Source organism: Caldithrix sp. (genome assembly GCF_056497305.1).
In genome coordinates this window covers 1-17,144 of sequence record NZ_JBSMDE010000171.1, presented here as the reverse complement: position 1 = coordinate 17,144, position 17,144 = coordinate 1, and the positions used below count along the sequence as shown (strand labels likewise).

The 17,144-nt window shown below is 44.8% G+C and carries 15 protein-coding genes; 7 read left to right on the top strand and 8 right to left on the bottom strand.

Annotated elements, in window-relative coordinates; translation table 11 throughout:
- Positions 1-82: 82 nt before the first annotated feature.
- Complete coding sequence (locus tag ACWB0I_RS14290; protein WP_479388747.1) at positions 83-958, top strand: ATP-binding protein; 876 nt, start codon at positions 83-85, stop codon at positions 956-958.
- Between the two features lie 102 nt (positions 959-1,060).
- Here the strand turns inward: ACWB0I_RS14290 and ACWB0I_RS14285 are convergent, their stop codons facing one another.
- The 8 genes from ACWB0I_RS14285 to ACWB0I_RS14250 form a co-directional block, all read right to left on the bottom strand.
- Complete coding sequence (locus ACWB0I_RS14285) at positions 1,061-1,771, bottom strand: WbqC family protein (protein WP_479388746.1); 711 nt, start codon at positions 1,769-1,771, stop codon at positions 1,061-1,063.
- A complete protein-coding gene (locus ACWB0I_RS14280; protein ID WP_479388745.1) occupies positions 1,768-2,760 on the bottom strand; it encodes a sulfotransferase in 993 nt (330 codons plus the stop codon). The genes ACWB0I_RS14285 and ACWB0I_RS14280 overlap by 4 nt, the downstream gene beginning before the upstream one ends.
- A 23-nt stretch (positions 2,761-2,783) precedes the next feature.
- The gene (locus ACWB0I_RS14275; RefSeq protein WP_479388744.1) at positions 2,784-3,422 is read right to left on the bottom strand and encodes a PIG-L deacetylase family protein; all 639 of its coding nucleotides are present in this window, start codon (positions 3,420-3,422) and stop codon (positions 2,784-2,786) included.
- A 60-nt stretch (positions 3,423-3,482) separates the two neighbouring features.
- Positions 3,483-4,316: an SIR2 family NAD-dependent protein deacylase gene (locus tag ACWB0I_RS14270; RefSeq protein WP_479388743.1), complete on the bottom strand. Its 834-nt coding sequence runs from the start codon at positions 4,314-4,316 to the stop codon at positions 3,483-3,485.
- Between the two features lie 6 nt (positions 4,317-4,322).
- Positions 4,323-5,438: an AmmeMemoRadiSam system protein B gene (amrB, locus tag ACWB0I_RS14265; RefSeq protein ID WP_479388742.1), complete on the bottom strand. Its 1,116-nt coding sequence runs from the start codon at positions 5,436-5,438 to the stop codon at positions 4,323-4,325.
- Between the two features lie 283 nt (positions 5,439-5,721).
- Entirely contained in the window at positions 5,722-7,428 is a 1,707-nt protein-coding gene (locus ACWB0I_RS14260; RefSeq protein ID WP_479388741.1) for an amidohydrolase, read from the bottom strand.
- A gap of 51 nt (positions 7,429-7,479) precedes the next feature.
- Complete coding sequence (locus ACWB0I_RS14255; RefSeq protein ID WP_479388740.1) at positions 7,480-9,150, bottom strand: M2 family metallopeptidase; 1,671 nt, start codon at positions 9,148-9,150, stop codon at positions 7,480-7,482.
- A gap of 31 nt (positions 9,151-9,181) precedes the next feature.
- Positions 9,182-9,538, bottom strand: a complete 357-nt coding sequence (locus ACWB0I_RS14250; RefSeq protein WP_479388739.1) for a thermonuclease family protein — start codon at positions 9,536-9,538, stop codon at positions 9,182-9,184.
- Between the two features lie 287 nt (positions 9,539-9,825).
- On the opposite strand from ACWB0I_RS14250, the gene ACWB0I_RS14245 reads away from it, so the two are divergent.
- From ACWB0I_RS14245 to ACWB0I_RS14220, 6 genes are all read left to right on the top strand, one after another.
- Positions 9,826-10,629 carry a sulfotransferase domain-containing protein gene (locus tag ACWB0I_RS14245; protein WP_479388738.1) on the top strand — a complete coding sequence of 268 codons (804 nt, stop codon included), beginning with the start codon at positions 9,826-9,828 and terminating at the stop codon, positions 10,627-10,629.
- Positions 10,630-10,767: 138 nt separating this feature from the next.
- The gene (locus tag ACWB0I_RS14240; RefSeq protein ID WP_479388737.1) at positions 10,768-11,805 is read left to right on the top strand and encodes a phytoene/squalene synthase family protein; all 1,038 of its coding nucleotides are present in this window, start codon (positions 10,768-10,770) and stop codon (positions 11,803-11,805) included.
- Positions 11,806-11,837: 32 nt separating this feature from the next.
- Positions 11,838-13,238, top strand: coding sequence for an RsmB/NOP family class I SAM-dependent RNA methyltransferase (locus tag ACWB0I_RS14235; protein ID WP_479388736.1), 1,401 nt, complete (start codon positions 11,838-11,840; stop codon positions 13,236-13,238).
- 116 nt (positions 13,239-13,354) lie between these two features.
- Entirely contained in the window at positions 13,355-14,515 is a 1,161-nt protein-coding gene (locus ACWB0I_RS14230; protein ID WP_479388735.1) for a potassium channel family protein, read from the top strand.
- Positions 14,512-15,048 (top strand): cyclic nucleotide-binding domain-containing protein, encoded by a 537-nt coding sequence (locus ACWB0I_RS14225; RefSeq protein ID WP_479388734.1) that lies wholly within the window; start codon positions 14,512-14,514, stop codon positions 15,046-15,048. The genes ACWB0I_RS14230 and ACWB0I_RS14225 overlap by 4 nt, the downstream gene beginning before the upstream one ends.
- A 9-nt stretch (positions 15,049-15,057) precedes the next feature.
- Positions 15,058-16,926: a hypothetical protein gene (locus ACWB0I_RS14220; RefSeq protein ID WP_479388733.1), complete on the top strand. Its 1,869-nt coding sequence runs from the start codon at positions 15,058-15,060 to the stop codon at positions 16,924-16,926.
- Positions 16,927-17,144: the final 218 nt, after the last annotated feature.

Sequence of the window (17,144 nt, the reverse complement as noted above, 5' to 3'; positions counted from 1 at the left end):
GAGTCCACTCTAAAAAGGTATTATTATCGAATTTTATTTAAATTTGCCTATTGTTTTTATTTAAATTACATCAAATATCTTCGTGTTAATCCGTGAAATTCGTGGTTTTTATACTGAACTCAATAATATTTCGCAATCATTGGCTGGACGTACAGTCTTACTAAAATTGCTACCTCTAACCATATCTGAATTGAGAAGCAAAATTTCTCAATTTTCAACAAACGATCTGATTTTCCATGGTTTTTATCCAGGAATCTACAAAGATCAATTAAATCCCACCATTGCTTATCGCAGTTATTACGAAACCTATCTTGAACGGGATTTACGACAACTACTTCAGATTAAAGATTTATTGTTATTTCAGAAATTTGTTCGTCTGTGCGCGGGACGAATTGGACAGATTTTTAATGCCAGCCAATTGTCAAATGAAGTGGGAGTTAGTGTTAATACCATTAAATCGTGGATGTCGATCTTGCAAGCTTCTTACGTAGTTACATTAGTGCCTCCTTATTTTGAGAACATAAAAAAACGACTGATCAAATCACCTAAATTATATTTTTACGATGTGGGATTGGCCACCTATCTGTTAGGAATAGAACGTCCGCAACAGCTGGAACGCGATCCTTTACGTGGCGCTTTGTTTGAGAATATGGTTATTATGGAGCTCATCAAAACACGTTTCAATCAGGCGCTGGATGTACGGTTATTTTTTTACCGCGATCTTCATCAAAACGAGATTGACATCGTGTTCAAACAGGGCACAAATTTTACCATTGCCGAGGTTAAATCGGCACAAACTTTTTCCAGTACTTTTCTAAAAAGTCTAAATTATTTCAAAAAAATTTTTAAGGATAGAGTAAAAAAGCAATATTTAGTTTATGATGGAAACCTTGAACAAGAAGTTCATAACGTAAATGTCGTTAATTACCGTCGATTTGCAGAATTATTTTTCAGTTGAATAACCTGGCAAAACTATTTTAGTCAGGGCTTTAGCCCTGGCCGACTTCCGGGAGACAAACCAATTTTACGCACTTTCAAGACATCAATACCATAACACAGATTACTTCTGTTGTCCCAACAAGATTTTCCGCCCCTCCTGGGCACCGTGATTGAACAACAGGTCGACTATGGAAAGTTTAGGCGCAAATTCGCCCCATAATTGGCGGTAAACCGGATGTTTAAAATCGCTGTAAATTAAGGTAATGCCATTGGCATTGAGCTTTTCTTCATCGTTGTATTCCTTACCGCCCCCTGTACCCGAAAGGTACACATTCGCATCCAGCACTCGACAAATATCTACAATCAGATCTGTTTTTTGCCCAAAATCGTCCAGAAGGTCCGATAAAAATACGCGCCGCGTGTTAATTTGCAAATACTGACAAAAATCTTCAATTAAGCGCACATTCAAATCCAGCAGATTGTCGCACTGCTCCAGCGCCTTTTCAAAAATAGTTATTACTTCTGTAAAAAACGGCGCCTTTTTGTAGCTCAGTTGTAAAGTCTTCAGATGCTTACTTTTCCACTGCTCGTTGGCAAAGCGTACTTCGCTGTACAAAGCCTTGCCCTGCTGCCCTTTAGGTAATGAAACCGGAATCGTTAAATAGGTTACCCCATTAGGGGTTTTGATACGATTTCGGGCTGCAAAGCTCTGTCCCCGTGGGTATTGCACCACATCCAGATAAACGAACACATCGGCTCTGGCAATTTTGTAAAAATAACCCAACCAGGGAATGTAATTGGCCTGATGCATGGCCATAACCAGACGACTCATGACTGTTCCTTTGCTTCAAATTTAGCGATTAATTGTTTGAATGTTTCACGCTCCTCAGTTCGATCGGCATAGGTTCTAAAGGGAAAAGATTCCGGTGGCGGAGAAACGATGGGCACAGTGGAGCCATACAGTACCTTCAATTTATCATTAATGGCCTGTAATACCTGCGCCGGTTGACGGGTTAATTGTTCGTATTCAACAGGTAACACATTGGGCAACTGCTGGCTTAAACGCTCGTAATATCGGCGTAAATAGAACACCTGACCGGCAATCTGATGCCAGTAATCCAGGTCTTTGATCTTGTCGTATTCCACAGGCATGTAACTCCACCAGGTATTCAGATCGGTGTAATATTTTTTTCGGGCTTCAAGAATTGAAATCGCGGAGTCCAGCACATCGCGTTTGATGTAAACAAATAACACTTTCCCCAGTACTTCATTCAATTTTGGTTGATGGTACGATCCAAAAATATTCTTGAAAACCATGGGTTTCCCGAACTCATGTTGCATGTTGGCCAAAGTTTTCCTGAGCCCGGACCAATCGATCTCCTTTTCAATATCCGCCGCACGGGTGACGCCTTCGACCTCTTCTTTTTTTAGCCAATAACGCCAGAAGTAGCCAAATTCGTGAATGTCGCCTAATTCCGTGGTGCGTGCATAATCCGACCGGAAGTTGGTAGAACGCTGGTCTCCCAAAACGGCGCGGGAAAAGCGAATGCCATGTACCGGCGCCAGATAAAAGCGGGCCATCAGATTATTAATAAAGCCCACGTCCATACAATGGGCAATAACCTGAGTAATCAGGGTTGTTCCGGAGCGCGGTAATCCATGGACAAAAATAAAAGCGTGCTCAATATCGTAATCCCTGTACCAGTTCCATTCTTTAACTTTCAAAGTTTGATTAAACTCTTCCAGAAAACGTTCGTCCTCTGGGCGTTTAACGTATTTACCCTGCCGTTTGCGGTAAAAATCGGTTAGTTTTTTTTCCATCTCAGAATCCCTGTCCCCCTTTTTCATTTAATAATCCAGCGAATGACTTCGAATGTTTCAGCAAAATTAACACCACACTGCACACCGCGCGTTTTAGCCAGACCACGAATAAATTCTTCATTGGCATATTTACGCCCGGTTTGCGAACGGTAGCATTTAACCGACTCCAATTTTTTCTCAATATGTCGCTCTTCTAAATGAATGAAACAGCGCGTCTCAAAATTGATGTTGTTCCAGGGCATTTCGTAGCCTAAAATGGAAGTAAATTTAAATGCGCGCAGGCCCTCCATGGAAATCGTGTAGTGATCCTGATGTAAATCGTGGGGTGAGGGCATGAGTACCAGGTCGGGGTCAAGGTCTTTTTTTAATTTAACCAGATCTTCCAGAATTTCCTGTCGGTGGTGGGCAAATTTGCGTACCGGATAGCGGTAGATCAATAAATGATCCTCTTTAATGCCCAGCACCTTGCTTGAAGCCTGTACTTCGGTAAGCAGAATATCTTTAGGCAGCCCCGGAGGCACTGATTCTTCGGCCAGCGAAAAGGTAGCATAGTAAACCTCTCTACCTTCTTCTACAAAACGGGCAATCGTGCCTCCGCAGCCAAACTCGCCATCATCGGTGTGTGGCCCTAAAATCAGAATCTTCTTAAAATCTAACAACATCTTTTTACCCTTTTAATTCCGTTTTCAAAGCCGGCAATTTAACAGAAGTAGCCAAGCAAGTCAAACAATGCCTGCAAAAATTTCCAAAAGGGCCTCTCTGGCAGCGCTCTTAATGGAAACCTGACCCTCCGGCACCCAGCTTTCCCGCGGATTGATGCGAATCAGCGTGCCATCATGCCATTCCGCCAGACGCTCGCAGGTAATGCGCATCGTGGGCACCGCCGTGCCGGCGCCAAGCTCAATAATCACCAATTTGAAATGCTGTCGATCGATCTGTTGCAGCCAGTCCTTAAAACGGCGCTCCTGCGCATCCGTACGCTGCGAAATCCACTGCCAGTCGTTAAACATCAAAATATTGGGCCGCGCCAATCGGTTGCAGTGCAGGCAGCGGGGCAAAGGCTCTTTTGCCCGAAATGATTCCATGTCTATTTCCACCTGCACGCCGTCCGCCGACCAGATATTTCCCGTACAGGGCTCCACGCATTGCAAATGGTGGATGGAGCCATGCACCTCCACCATGCGCTCTTCGGCAAAGCCCGACTTCTGAAATTGCCCGTCCACATTGGAGGTAAAAACAAAGTAGCCGCCGGGCAATCGCTTCCCATACTCAAGCAGCAAACCAAATCCTTCGTGCGGTTGAGTCTGGCGGTAAAGATTTAAACGATGCCCGTAAAAAGCCCAGGCCAATTGCGGATTTTCCGTAAACCAGCGCGGATTGGCCAGATCGACAAACGATAAACCCAGCCGCCGGGCAATAGGATAGTTGTTCCAGAAGCCCTCGTTACCACGAAAGTCAGGCAAACCGGAATCCACGCCCATTCCGGCCCCAGCAGCAACAACTACAGCCTGTGCTTCCCTCACGACCTGTCTGGCACGATGTAAAGCTTTTTCCACCTGCCCTCACTCCCAGCCCATGGCCACATACCCTACCCAATGGTGCCTGTTGGCCGGAGCCGTGAAGCCCATGCCAATGTCTTCTACTTTTAACGGATCATGGTCAATACTGTTAGCATAACCAATCAACCGGCCCTTTAAAGTTTGATTTAGCTCCCGGGCCAAATAGTAGGCGGTTTCCAGGCCCATGGGCACGGAGTAACGCCCGCACCAGGTCCATTTGTACTTGTGAAAATCATCGGCTTGCACCGTAAATTCCGTGAAACGCTTCAACTTTTCTTCCTGCAACGGCCCGACCAGACAGGTATTGATAATTTCCATCTCGTGCTCCACAGCCTTGCGGTAACCAACAGAGTCCGTCCCGTAATAGGCAAAATTCTTACCGCCCCAGTCTTCGTCGCCATAGTGCACGGCATCCGTGCTGATGACCAGCGCCAGGTCTTTTCCCCATTGCCAGTTGCGTTTTTTCATCACTCGGGCAATGGCTTTGGCCAGCGGTTTGGCAATTTCTTGCATGCGTTTAAAAGGCATGTAGGGCACCAGGATGGAAACAAACTCGCGATCTTTACGGTAGTATTGCAAAAAGGGCAACAAGGCTTCTACCGAATGCTCAATGGTTTGCATGGAATCATTGATCTGGTACACACTTCTCGGAAGCGCATGGATCAGCTCTTCGCGAATTTCGGAAATTTTAATGGGGCCGTAAATGCCATGCCAGGCAGGATAGTTGTCAAAAATAATTTGATTTTCCAGATTTAGCAGGCGCGCTTTGTGCGCCACGCCAAAAATGATCACCGTTTTCGCTTTGATGCCTTCCATTACGGCCGGGTACAGGTAGCCCACGTAGCCGTAATCGTCATGCGGACTGACGGCCACTTTAAGAGCGGTTTGTGGCTTGATCTCGCCTTTCTGAATGGCTTTTAATAACGGTTTTTTCTGAAAACGCAAAATACGATGCATTAAGGAATCCATTTGCCATGCTTTATGGGCAAAACCAACCGTGTCCACCAGCCCGCGCACACCCGTTTTACGCTGCACTGGCGCTGACTCTTTTTTACACTGCCATGCCAGTGCTAAAAGAACGATCAGCACCCAGATCAGCCCTCTTTTTTGTTTCATCATCGCCCCCTAAATTGATTTGCAACTTGTGCCTGCCTGTTTTTTCAAACTCCAAATTCCCGACTTGAAAAATCTTTAATCTTCAATCAAAACAAAAGGTTTCGCATCGTTCTATCAAATGATCCTAAAAATTTCATTTTACAGAGACCGTGATTTTAGGCCCATGATAAAACAGCGCTGCCCCTGGGCTATGGCCTTTTAAATCGTCAACTGCCTTTTCCGGCTCTCATGTAAAGGGCATCCCTTCCCTCATCAAAGTCAATCATCCGTCCCCATGGCACAGGTCTTACTTGCCTGTCGTGCCTTTAGCCTGGTAAACAATTTTTCCGCCGATAATGGTGTACAAAATTTTTGTCGAAGGAATTTTGTAAGGTGGCTCGCTTAAAATATCACGTGAAAACACCGTAATGTCGGCCAGTTTGCCTGCTTCTAAGCTCCCTTTTATGTGTTCTTCAAAAGCGGCGTAGGCATTATTGTAAGTGTAGGCTTTTAAGGCCTGAACCGGCGACAGAGCCTGTTCAGGATAAAAATACTGGCCATTGGGCAGGCGCCTGGTAATCAGAGCGTAAAATCCGGCCATGGGATCAATCGATTCTACCGGTGCATCCGTACCATTGGTCACAATGGCGCCGCTCAGCCACAGGGTTTGCCAGAGGTAGCCCTCCTCTCTGGCCCGCTCATCGCCAATCCTCTGGGGTACCCAGGGCCCGTCGGAGGTACAATGAACGCCCTGCATGGAAGCGATGACGCCCAATTTTGCAAAGCGTTTTACATCCGCCGGATGGATGAGCTGAGCGTGTTCAATGCGCCAGCGCAAATCTTTCTTTTCCGGATATTTTTTAAATGTCTCTTCGTAAACATTCAATACTTCATGGTTCGCTCGATCTCCAATGGCATGGGTGCAAAGCTGGAAGTCATGTTGAATGGCAATCTCGGCTGTGGACCGCAGGCTATCTACCGGGATCACATTAAAACCAACGCTATTGGGTTCATCATTGTACGGTTTAAAGAGCCAGGCCCCGCGAGAGCCCAGAGCGCCATCCATGTAACGTTTAATGGCCCGCACCGTTAAAAAATGGTTAGCATAGCCAATTAGGCGATATTGATCGATCATTTTGCGTAATCTGTAATCCGGTTCGTAAAGCATCACGTAGAGGCGGACCTTGAGTTTTTCCTCCTCGGCCAGCCGTTTGAACAGTTCTACTTCGGCAAAAGAAGCCCCGGCGTCATGGAAACTGGTAATGCCGTTTTTAACGCAGGCTTCCATGGCTTTGGCTGCGTAACGCAATTTTTCTTTTTCAGGATTGGCCGCAACCTGTTGATGGTACACCTTCCACACCAGGTCCATGGCATTCTCCAGCAATACGCCGGTAGGGTTGCCCTGTTCATCGCGAATAATTTTGCCGCCCATGGGATTGGGTGTTTGGCGCGTGATGTCCGCCAATTCCATGGCTTTTTGGTTGACAAAAAGCGCATGGCCGCTGGCGTGGGTTAAAGCCACAGGATTTTGAGGTGAAATTTTGCTCAACGCCCGATGTACAGGGTAGCCCTCTATGAGCTTTTTGGGGAGGGTTTTCCACTTTTCCTGGTGCCAGCCGCGTCCGATAATCCATTCGCCCGGGCTGGCCTGTTGTACGCGATGTGCCACGCTATCCACAATGTCTTGCCAGCTTTGTGCGTGGGTTAGATCGAGACGCAACAAAGATTCGCCCAGGCTTAAAAAGTGGGCATGGCCTTCAATCAGCCCGGGGGTTACCAGCGCTCCTTTAAGATCGATCACCTGTGTGTGCTGGCCTTTCATTTTTTTAATTTGCTCTGTATTGCCCACAGCCAAAATCCGATCTCCTTTGATAGCCAGCGCCTGAGCAATGGTGTTTTGAGCATTTAGGGTGACAACTTTTCCGTTGATCAAAATCAAATCGGCCTCCGGCCCTTTTCGACAGGCCGTAAACAGAACCAGCGTTACCAGAACAAACAGTACGATCAATCTCATCCTTTCACCCTCCTTCTCTTTGCTTAACCTTATTACCTGTTAAAAAGAGCATCATTCCAGAAACTGTTTAGCAAAAAAATCGACCTTAAGCTTGCTGCCGGTAGCCTGTTCGATCATCTGGTTCCAGGGATAGATTTTACCCGGTTTAAAAATCTTCTCTTTAAGATATTGCCCCACAGCCGGATTATTGACATAGGTAACCTTCTGCCAGTTTTGCGTTTTGTAAATAGTCCGGCTGATGTACATGTGCACCTGCGAGGCAAACAGTTCGCCCAACATGTAATTATGGTAGTAACAGGGTGCAATGGTAAAGTGAATTTTCGAGGCCCAGTCCGGTTTGTCTCTGTTTTCCGGAGGCGTTACGAGTTGATACTGCTGAACCATCCGCCACCAAAGTTTATTGAGATTGCGGTCGGGATTTTTGTACAGGGCCTTTTCAAAATAGTACATGACCAGCGCCCAGCGGGCAAAGATGAGTTGTTTCAAACGCATGTAACGATTCAGATCGGGTTCTATTTGCTGACGTTCCTCATCGGTTAAATTCAATACTTTCTGCATCCAATAGGGGGTGCGGCTGAGGCGTCCGAAAAGCATGGCAATGCCTTCAGTGGTAAAGATATGGGCCGGTTCGCGCAATAGATAGGGCACCGAAGGATCGTTGTATTTATCGTAAACCGCATGACCCAGCTCGTGCAGAATGGTTTCCATCCAGCTTTCGTTATTTTTTAAATTACACAAAATCCGCACATCGCCTTCTTTGTCAAAATCTTCGCAAAAAGCGTGCGGATTTTTCCCGTCGCGCTCGTACAAATCGCTCTTCTTCAGGATGGATTCCACTGGCAAACCAATACCCGCGTAAAATTTCTCAGCGATCGCTTTTATGTCATGATGCTCGTAGTAATGGTCTAAATTCACCTGAAAAACCTGTGGTGTTTCCTGAAAAAACGGATCGTGGTAGTGCCAGGGGCGAATCTCCTGTTCGGTGATGTGGTATTTGTTAGCCAGAATGCGGTCCAGCTCTTTCTTGGCGTTGTAGAACGGCTCCACGGTAAACTCGGCCACATCCCACATGATGCGGTCGATCTGTTTAACCCGTTGTTCGCTCAATTCAAGACTCATGGTGTGGTAATTTTCGAAGCCCAGACTCTGCGCCGCCTGATTGCGCAGCTTAACCAGTTTAATGATGTCATCGGCCACCACGGCCCCAACCTGCTTGCTGGCCTCCCAGGCTGCCTGCCGTTTGGCATTGTTGGTTTCGTTTTTAAGAATTTCCAGGATCTCGTTGTTGGTTACCTTTTTTCCGTTTAATTCCGGGCGAAAGGTACTGAATTCCTCTTCGATTTTTGAACTGAGCTCCACCATCTGACGCATCAAAGTGGAGTCGATCTGATTTTCCAGATAGCGGTTGTAGAGAATTTGCAACTGACGTTTCAGCAACGGGTCCTGTACTTTTCCGGAAGTCTTTAGGGCTTTGAGGAAGGCAAAGTCCTCCGGATTGCTGTAAATTTTGCGGATTTTCAGCTCCAGTTCGGCCGACCTTTTGTAGGCTTCCTGTTTGCCGGTAGTGGCTGCCTCCCAGTAGGCCTCTTTGGAAGCTTTTTCCAGCGGTTTGATTTTAGCGACATGCTGTTCAATAAATTGTTGCAACGCTTCCTCCTTGTTCTGTTTCTGGCAAGAGACAAAGATCAAAAAACTCAATAGCAGAAGTCCTACTACACGCATGGTGTCCTCCACAACTTGATCAAGACGCTTTTTAATAGTGAACATATCTGGCAAATCCCTTTTCGACCAGGGCATCGTTGACATTAAGCCATTCGCCGGTGTCTTCTATCAGCCAAATTTCAGCAATGTACCGGCCGTAACGCCCTGTACGGTCTTTAATGGTTTGAATAATCACTTCACGGCCGTCGATTAAAGCCCGTAAAAAATCCCGGGAGCGTAAGCCCTCCTCCCGCTCATCGCCGCGCAGTTCAGGCGCATCAATACGCGCTAACCGAATGCGTTCGCCGCGAATCCAGGTTTTCAACCCAAGGTCAATATCGACCGTGCAGGTATCGCCATCGTACACCTTTTGCACAATAGCACGATAAAAATAGAGATTTCGTTCCATTTTTAATCCCCAATACTTTTGCCACTTTTCAAAACGTTGCCTGTAAGGTAAAAAGAATCACATATTAAATGCAACAAAAGCGGGCATTCTTTGTCACTGAGAGAACGGCGCGAAATATCTCCATTTGACAGGCCTTTACCAACTTTTTGTGAAACCATTCCGATCCTTTGAAATGCCTGAACAGTCCAAATGAGCTCTGGAATTTTTCTTGAAATTTTTGAATATCCAAACTATTTTGAATATTTATGTAGCGCATTAAAGGTTTAACACACTAAAAAGGAAAACTTGTGAAAGGCATCGACTACACAACATTAAGCAAAGCAATCCATCAAAACCGATACGCTACAGGGCGCCTGGTCAATTTTTTAATTTGTGGTACACAAAAAGGTGGTACCTCAGCATTGGACGCCTACTTAAGAGAACACCCTGAAATTTGTATGGCTAATAATAAGGAACTCCATTTTTTCGATAATGAAGAGCTTTTTAAAAACGGTACCCCTCCTGATTATTCACTTTACCATGCTTCATTCAACCCAAAGCCATGGCATAGGTGGCTAGGTGAAGCGACGCCCATCTACATGTACTGGCAGGATGCTCCCAAACGTATATGGGAATACAATCCGAATATGAAGATCATCATTCTTTTAAGAAATCCTATTGAAAGAGCCTATTCACACTGGAATATGGAACGCTCAAGAAATGCCGAGAAGCTCGGGTTTTGGGATGCCATTCAAAACGAAGATTTAAGATGCAGGGAAGCCTTACCCCATCAACACAGAGTTTACTCATACATTGATCGCGGATTCTATTCAGAACAACTAAGAAGACTATGGCGCTATTTCCCTAAAGAAAATGTTTTGGTTTTAAAAACCGAATTTCTTAAAAATCAGCCCAATGAATGCCTTAAAGAAGTGTGCACTTTTTTGGGGATAACACATTTTGAACGGGTTCAGCACCGAGAGATACATTCCATTCCTTACGCTTCCAGGATGTCTACAAAGGAGAAGGAATATCTAAAACATATTTACGAGTATGAAATTAAAATTATTGAACGCATGTTAGGATGGGATTGCAGCGCATGGCTGTCATAATGAATTTGGCTTAAAACGGTCACATTTTTGTGGTTTTATCATTTTGTTAATTCATTTTCATTCTACCAGCAAAAGAAATTTTCTCTTTTGCCAATAATTCACTAAATTCGTTGCAATGTAAAAATGGAGTCGATAAACATGAAAAACAAGATACAGTATTGTGAAACCATTTTACCCAGGGTTTCCAGGACGTTTGCCCCGACCATTCGCCGTTTGCCCGGGCGTTTGCGTCTTCCGGTAACCGTGGCCTATCTGTTGTGCCGCATTGCCGACACCATCGAAGACAGTCCCGATTTGAGCCTTGAGCAGAAAAAAGAAATGCTGACACACTACGCCAACATTTTCAAAGAAGAAAACACCTTTGCCTATCAACAGCTTTTAAAGCAATTACATTTTTTACCGGTCCGTTCGTATGACGAAAAATTAGCGCACAATTTACCGGTTGTCCTGCAAGTGTTTTACACCTTTTCTCCGAAGGTACGCGGTCTTATTGCCCGCTGGGTAGCCGAAATGTCCCTGGGCATGCGCAAATATGCTCAGGCCAGACAAAAACGGCGTTTCACTTTTTTGAAATCCATGAAAGAACTGGACGAGTACACCTATTACGTGGCTGGTACGGTTGGCTATTTGCTCACCGAATTGTTCTCCTTCTATTCGCAAAAAATTACGCCCAGGATTAAACAGCGTCTGGAACAGTTGGCCGAATCTTTTGGTAAAGGCCTGCAATTGGTCAATATCATCCGCGATGCCGCGGCCGACTTAAAACGTGGGCAATCTTACATTCCGGATGAGTTATTGCAAAAATACCACTTAACGCGTGAGAGTATTTTCCAGAAGGAAAACGCCGAACAGGCTGTGCAACTCTTTAACGAATTGATCCGAGATGCCGTACACCACCTGGACAAGGCCCTTGATTACACGCTAACCATTCCTAAAGAGGAAACACGCATCCGTCTCTTTTGCATTTTACCTCTGTTCTGGGCCTTGCGAACCCTGGAATTAATTCAGCGCAATACACTGGCCCTACTGGATTCGGAACGGATCAAAATCTCCAAACGCATTGTGCGCAAAGAATTTTTGCTTGCTTTAATCCATGTCAACTCCAATCGCCTGTTACGCTGGTATTACCGACGCATCCGCAGCTCCATTGATCAGCCGTTACTCAATGCCCATTAAGCTCCATACAACAAACAGATTGCTTGTCACTCATGGAAAGAGAAAACAAATTCCTGAAAAAATATCTTAAAGATTTACTCGGCGATCAGATCACCCTTTTCTGGCAGGCCAGGCCCGAAGCGCGGGCTATCCGCGTCAATACCATCAAAACCACGGTGGAGCAGGTAAAAAAACGGCTGCAGGAGCTTCAGGTGCCTTTTCGTCCTGTTCCTTTTAATCCTCTGGGATTTATTATTGAAGAAGACCACCTACCGTTAAGCCAGACCCTCGATTTTTTCCTTGGGAAATTTTATTACCAGGGCATTGCATCGCAATTGCCGGCCCTCATTCTCAACCCGCACCCTGGAGAAAAAGTGCTCGATCTGGCTGCCTCGCCCGGTTCCAAATCGACGCAGATGGCTGCCATGATGGACAACACCGGCTTTTTGGTACTAAATGACGTTTCCATGAAGCGCATTCAGGCCCTGAACACCAACATTCAAATGATGGGCTCCGTAAACTATGCCATCTATCGCCAGCCCGGCGAGCGCATTGGTAACGTGTTACCCGAATACTTTGACAAAGTGCTGCTCGATGCGCCCTGTTCGGCTCTGGGGATCATTCACTCCCATCCTGAAGTGTATTCCTGGCTGAGTCCCAGAAGACTGGCAAAGATTGTAGAACAACAACGCCAACTCCTGATTTCGGCCTTTAAGGCTTTAAAAGTGGGTGGAGAAATGGTTTACTCAACCTGTTCCATTTCTGTAGAAGAAAATGAAGAGTTGATTCAGTTTATGCTCGATCATTACCCGCTGGAAATCGTAGAAATCGATGCAGACATCCATAATCGTTTTTTAGCGGGTTTAGCCGCACACCAGAACAAAGTTTTTGATCCCAATATGGAAAGAGCCATCCGCATTCTTCCTCATCTGCACGAAATGGAAGGATTCTTTGTCATCAAACTACGTAAAGTAGGACGGCGGCATAAAACAGCCAAAACCTATCAAACGTTTAAAACCCTGGCCCACGACCATGAACGGGTAGCCGAGGATCTGCAGCAAATAAGTGAGCAATGGGGCATCCCGGAACATATCTGGCCGGCCTATCGCTACATCAAAACACGGGACCGCTTGTGGATGGTGAATAACCAGATTAAAAACATTCCTGATGCGCACTTTTTAAACGCCGGACTATTGCTGGGTGAAAAACGCATCTATGGCTGGAAACTTCCGAATCACAGCATTCAGTTCTTCAGCCAATGGATCAGCAAACGCCACCTGAAAGTTTCTGAAGCGCAATTGCGCGAGCTTTTTAGTACCGGCATGACTTCCGTTCCTGGTGTTGAGGATGGCTACTACGCTTTGAGTTGGAACGACGAGGCCATCGGTTCACTCTACGTTGAGAAGCAGAGGGCCAAAATGCGCCTCATGCACCGCTTCAAGGTCATTCTTTAGCGCCCGACAATTTATTTTTTGTCCTTTGCCGAACTATTTACTTACATTTTAAGACGGTACTTCATAAATCACATCAACCGGTCGAATAATACAGGTAGATCAACGGAGGACCAATTTTGAGCTGGAAAAAAATTTTGCGCAAAAAGCGAGGCCTTTTCAACAATGCTTTATTTAAAGCCACACTCATTATTGGAATCAGCGCCGTGATTATCGGGGTAGCCATGTTTTACATGGAAGCAAAAGATAATGGCCATTTCAACTCCATTGGCGACGGTATCTGGTGGTTCTTTGTGACCATTTCAACAGTCGGTTACGGAGATAAAGTACCCAAAACGGGAGCCGGTCGCCTGGTCGCCATACTGGTCATGTTATTTGGTGTGGCGGTTTTGTCGGTGATTACAGCCACTATTTCTTCCATTTTTGTGACACAAAAACTAAGGGAGGGCAAAGGTTTGCAAGAATTAAAATTAAATAACCACTTGCTGTTGTGCGGCTGGAACCGCAACTGCGAATCGATCTTGAATTTACTGGAAAAACGCGCGACCAGCCCATCCGACGTAGTACTCATTAATCAACTGCCCGAAGAGTCCGTTGAAGAAATATTAGCCCGCTATGAAGCGCTAAACCTCTATTTTGTGCGCGGAGATTACACGCGAGAAAATATTTTGCACAGAGCCGCCGCCCAACACGCCAGCGCGGCCATCATTGTGCCCGATATGAGCAATCCTTTGCACAAAAACGGTGATGAACGAACCATTCTGGCCACCCTCACTTTAAAAACCATCAATCCCAAAATACGCGTGGTAGCCCACATTCAAGATCCGGAAAATTACACCCATCTTAGTAAAGCCAGAGCCGATGAAATTGTAGTCAGCGATGCCTTTACAGGCCCCATCCTGGCGCATCACATCCTGGCGCCAGGCATCCCGCGTTTTTGGGAACAGGTGTTCAGTGACGATTCCGCGGTTCGTTTGCAACAATATCCGGTCCCCAAATCCCTGGTCGGTAAAACCTACCAGGAGCTGGAACAGTTTTGTCGGCAAAATACGCCCCAGGGCATCTTGTTAGGCCTGGTAGAAATAAGCGAACCGTTCGATTTAAACAGCCTGTTAGGCTCCGACTACTCATATCTCGACGAATTCATTATGCGAAAGTTCAAGGAAGCTGGCCTGGGCACAGAAAAAGAAAAACAGGTTAAAATCCAGTTAGCTCCGGATAAACAGACTATCCTTAGTAATGCTCAGTATTATTTAATTTTAGAGAGAAAAGCGCTATGAAAGAAGCCAGAATTGATCCGTTTCTACTCGAAAATTTCCAATTCTTTAAACATGTGCGTTTATTTTTCGATTTAAATGATGAACAGGTAAAAACGGTTTTGGAACAGGTACAGGTGGAAAAATTTCCACCCAACACATATTTAATGAAAGAGGGAACCGTTGGAGACAAGATGTTTATTTTAATGCAAGGAGAGGTGGAAATTTACAAATCGTTGATTCTACCGGAATGGATGCACATGTTTAATAAACCTGAAAAATCGCTATTGCACTTTACAGAACGGGACCATCCCTTTTTTGGTGAGATGGTCATGCTTGGCGATCAATCGAAACGATCGGCCAGTATTATTACCAGAAGCCATTGCACATTAGCCAGTTTGAGTAAAAATGCTTTCGATCGACTGGTGAGTAACGACGCCCAGCTGGCCCAAATACTTTTCAGGAATATGGCCTGTGAACTGGCAGAGCGGCTGAGGAAAGCGAACAGAGATATTCTGAAGCTGACCACAGCTCTTTCTATCGCTTTAAAAGGATGAGTTATTGGAATGAGAATAGGGAAGTTCAAATTCAAAAACGAGATCCACTATTTTAATTACATCATGTATCGTTACTTCAGGCGAAAACCGCCTATTCCAACCCATATCTATTTGCAATTTGACAAACCGGAAGATGAAGTCATTTTACTTAAAAAATTAATCGCTGCCAATTGCCACTTTCCTGCAATTTTGAATGTGCTGGCCCACGATCCGAACACGGAAGTGCGCAATGCCGTTTACCAATCCAGTTACTGGCAGCTTGTTGGTCGCTATCAGGACATCCTTGGTTTTGGTAAAAGAGAGCGTAAAGCCTTTGCCCGCAATGAAGATAAGCACAATATTTTTATCCTTTTAATGTTCGAAGACGACCCCGAAGTATTCACCGAGGTGTTAAATAACCCGGCCATTTCTTTAACCATGTTGGTACGCTACATTCAGCTTCTTAAGCAACGGGGGCAGGGCCAACGCGATGCCTATTTCTTAAACATGGCTCGTCAGGCGCTGGCCCGCAAAAAAGATCAGATTCTCAAGCTTTCGCTGTTGCAGCGTCTGGTTCGGAATCCACAAGCGCCTAAAAATGTAGAGGCTATTTTACCCTTTCTTTACAAAGAAGAATCGCTACTTAAAAAAGCGCTCTTCAACACTTTGCGGCGCGTTAATCAGGATATTTTAAAGCGCGTAGTGACGGCAGCCATTAATGAAAAGAATTTCCCTAACAACTTACAACACTTTAAGGCTCTAACCTTTCTGTTGGAGATTATTCAAAAGCATCGGGAAAGCGACAAAATTCGTTACTCGGAAGATCCTACCATTTTTTTGCCTCACAACGAATATCTGTGGAAATTATTGACGCGTAAAAGGATTAACATTATTAAAAATTGTGCTGACGACCTGGCAAATTTCACCAATATCCTGGTTTTAACCTATTGCCACATCGACAAAGATGCCCAGGTCAGATCGTTAGCCAGCAAAATTCTTACCGTTAACGAAATTCTGGAAATCGCCCGCGATATTACCACGCCCAGTCAGATATTCAGAGAAATCATTTCGGTGCTTGAATCACACTACGATGAAACCGTTTTGAATAAAATACAGGAATTAAGAATGCTCGAAAGTGAACGCCTTAAAGAGGCTTTACACGAGATGGAAAAAACAGTCCAGGCTTATTTTGACATTATCTTCCAATCATTAGGCTATGATAAAATTAATGATTTTAGAGCTGTGATCAGTACCTTTGATTTTGTCAATAAGCAAATAAAAAAATATGAAGATCAATTAGCAACGCGTGTTAATTCCGATCTCATGACTTTAAAGGAGACCAGTTCAAACATCAAGCAAGTTTTCCAGGAATGGATTGAAGCCGTTTATTATGAAACCAGTAGCCGCACTCTGAATGAACTGGAATATGTAAAGGACAGCATCGAAGAGATTATGCAACTGAAGAATCTGAATCATTTAACGTTAAGACCCGGAACGCCAGAAGATATTGAAACCAACATTTTGAAGAAAGCCCACAAAATATGGCAAAGCGCCATTAGTGTCTATCTTGGTCGATTAAGAGATCTATCAGAGATGTTGCAGCGTAAAACCCTAAAATTGGCCAGGATTTACTACAAAAATCAAAATTTTGTAAAAGATTTCAAAGAAGCCTTAGCCGAGCTGGAAACCGATTACAAACAGGAAATCGGCTGTACATTAACCATTCCTTGCCGGAGGTGCAATAGACGCGGTTGTGCGGCGGAGCGCTTCTTAAAAGAGAACTTCTTTTTACTTGAACAACTGATTGATAATTTTAGTCAACATTTTAATGAGCAAACATCATTAGATCAATGGATTACTTCTCTTCCTGGGAATTATACTACCTCTTCCCCAAATTAAATTCATTTTTAGCACACATAAGCTCCTCAGCCTAATAGAATACTTTCCTTAAAAGATCTATTCCCACCAAAGCGGGATGCGAAAATTTTTGTGTTAAAGATCCTAACCCCCCGGCCCCCTTCCCTTTTTTAATAAAGGGAAGGGGGAGCGAATTGTGCCGCTTTGCTGAGTCTTCGCCTTACATGTCAACAAATTTTATTTTTTTTCTAAATCTTTGT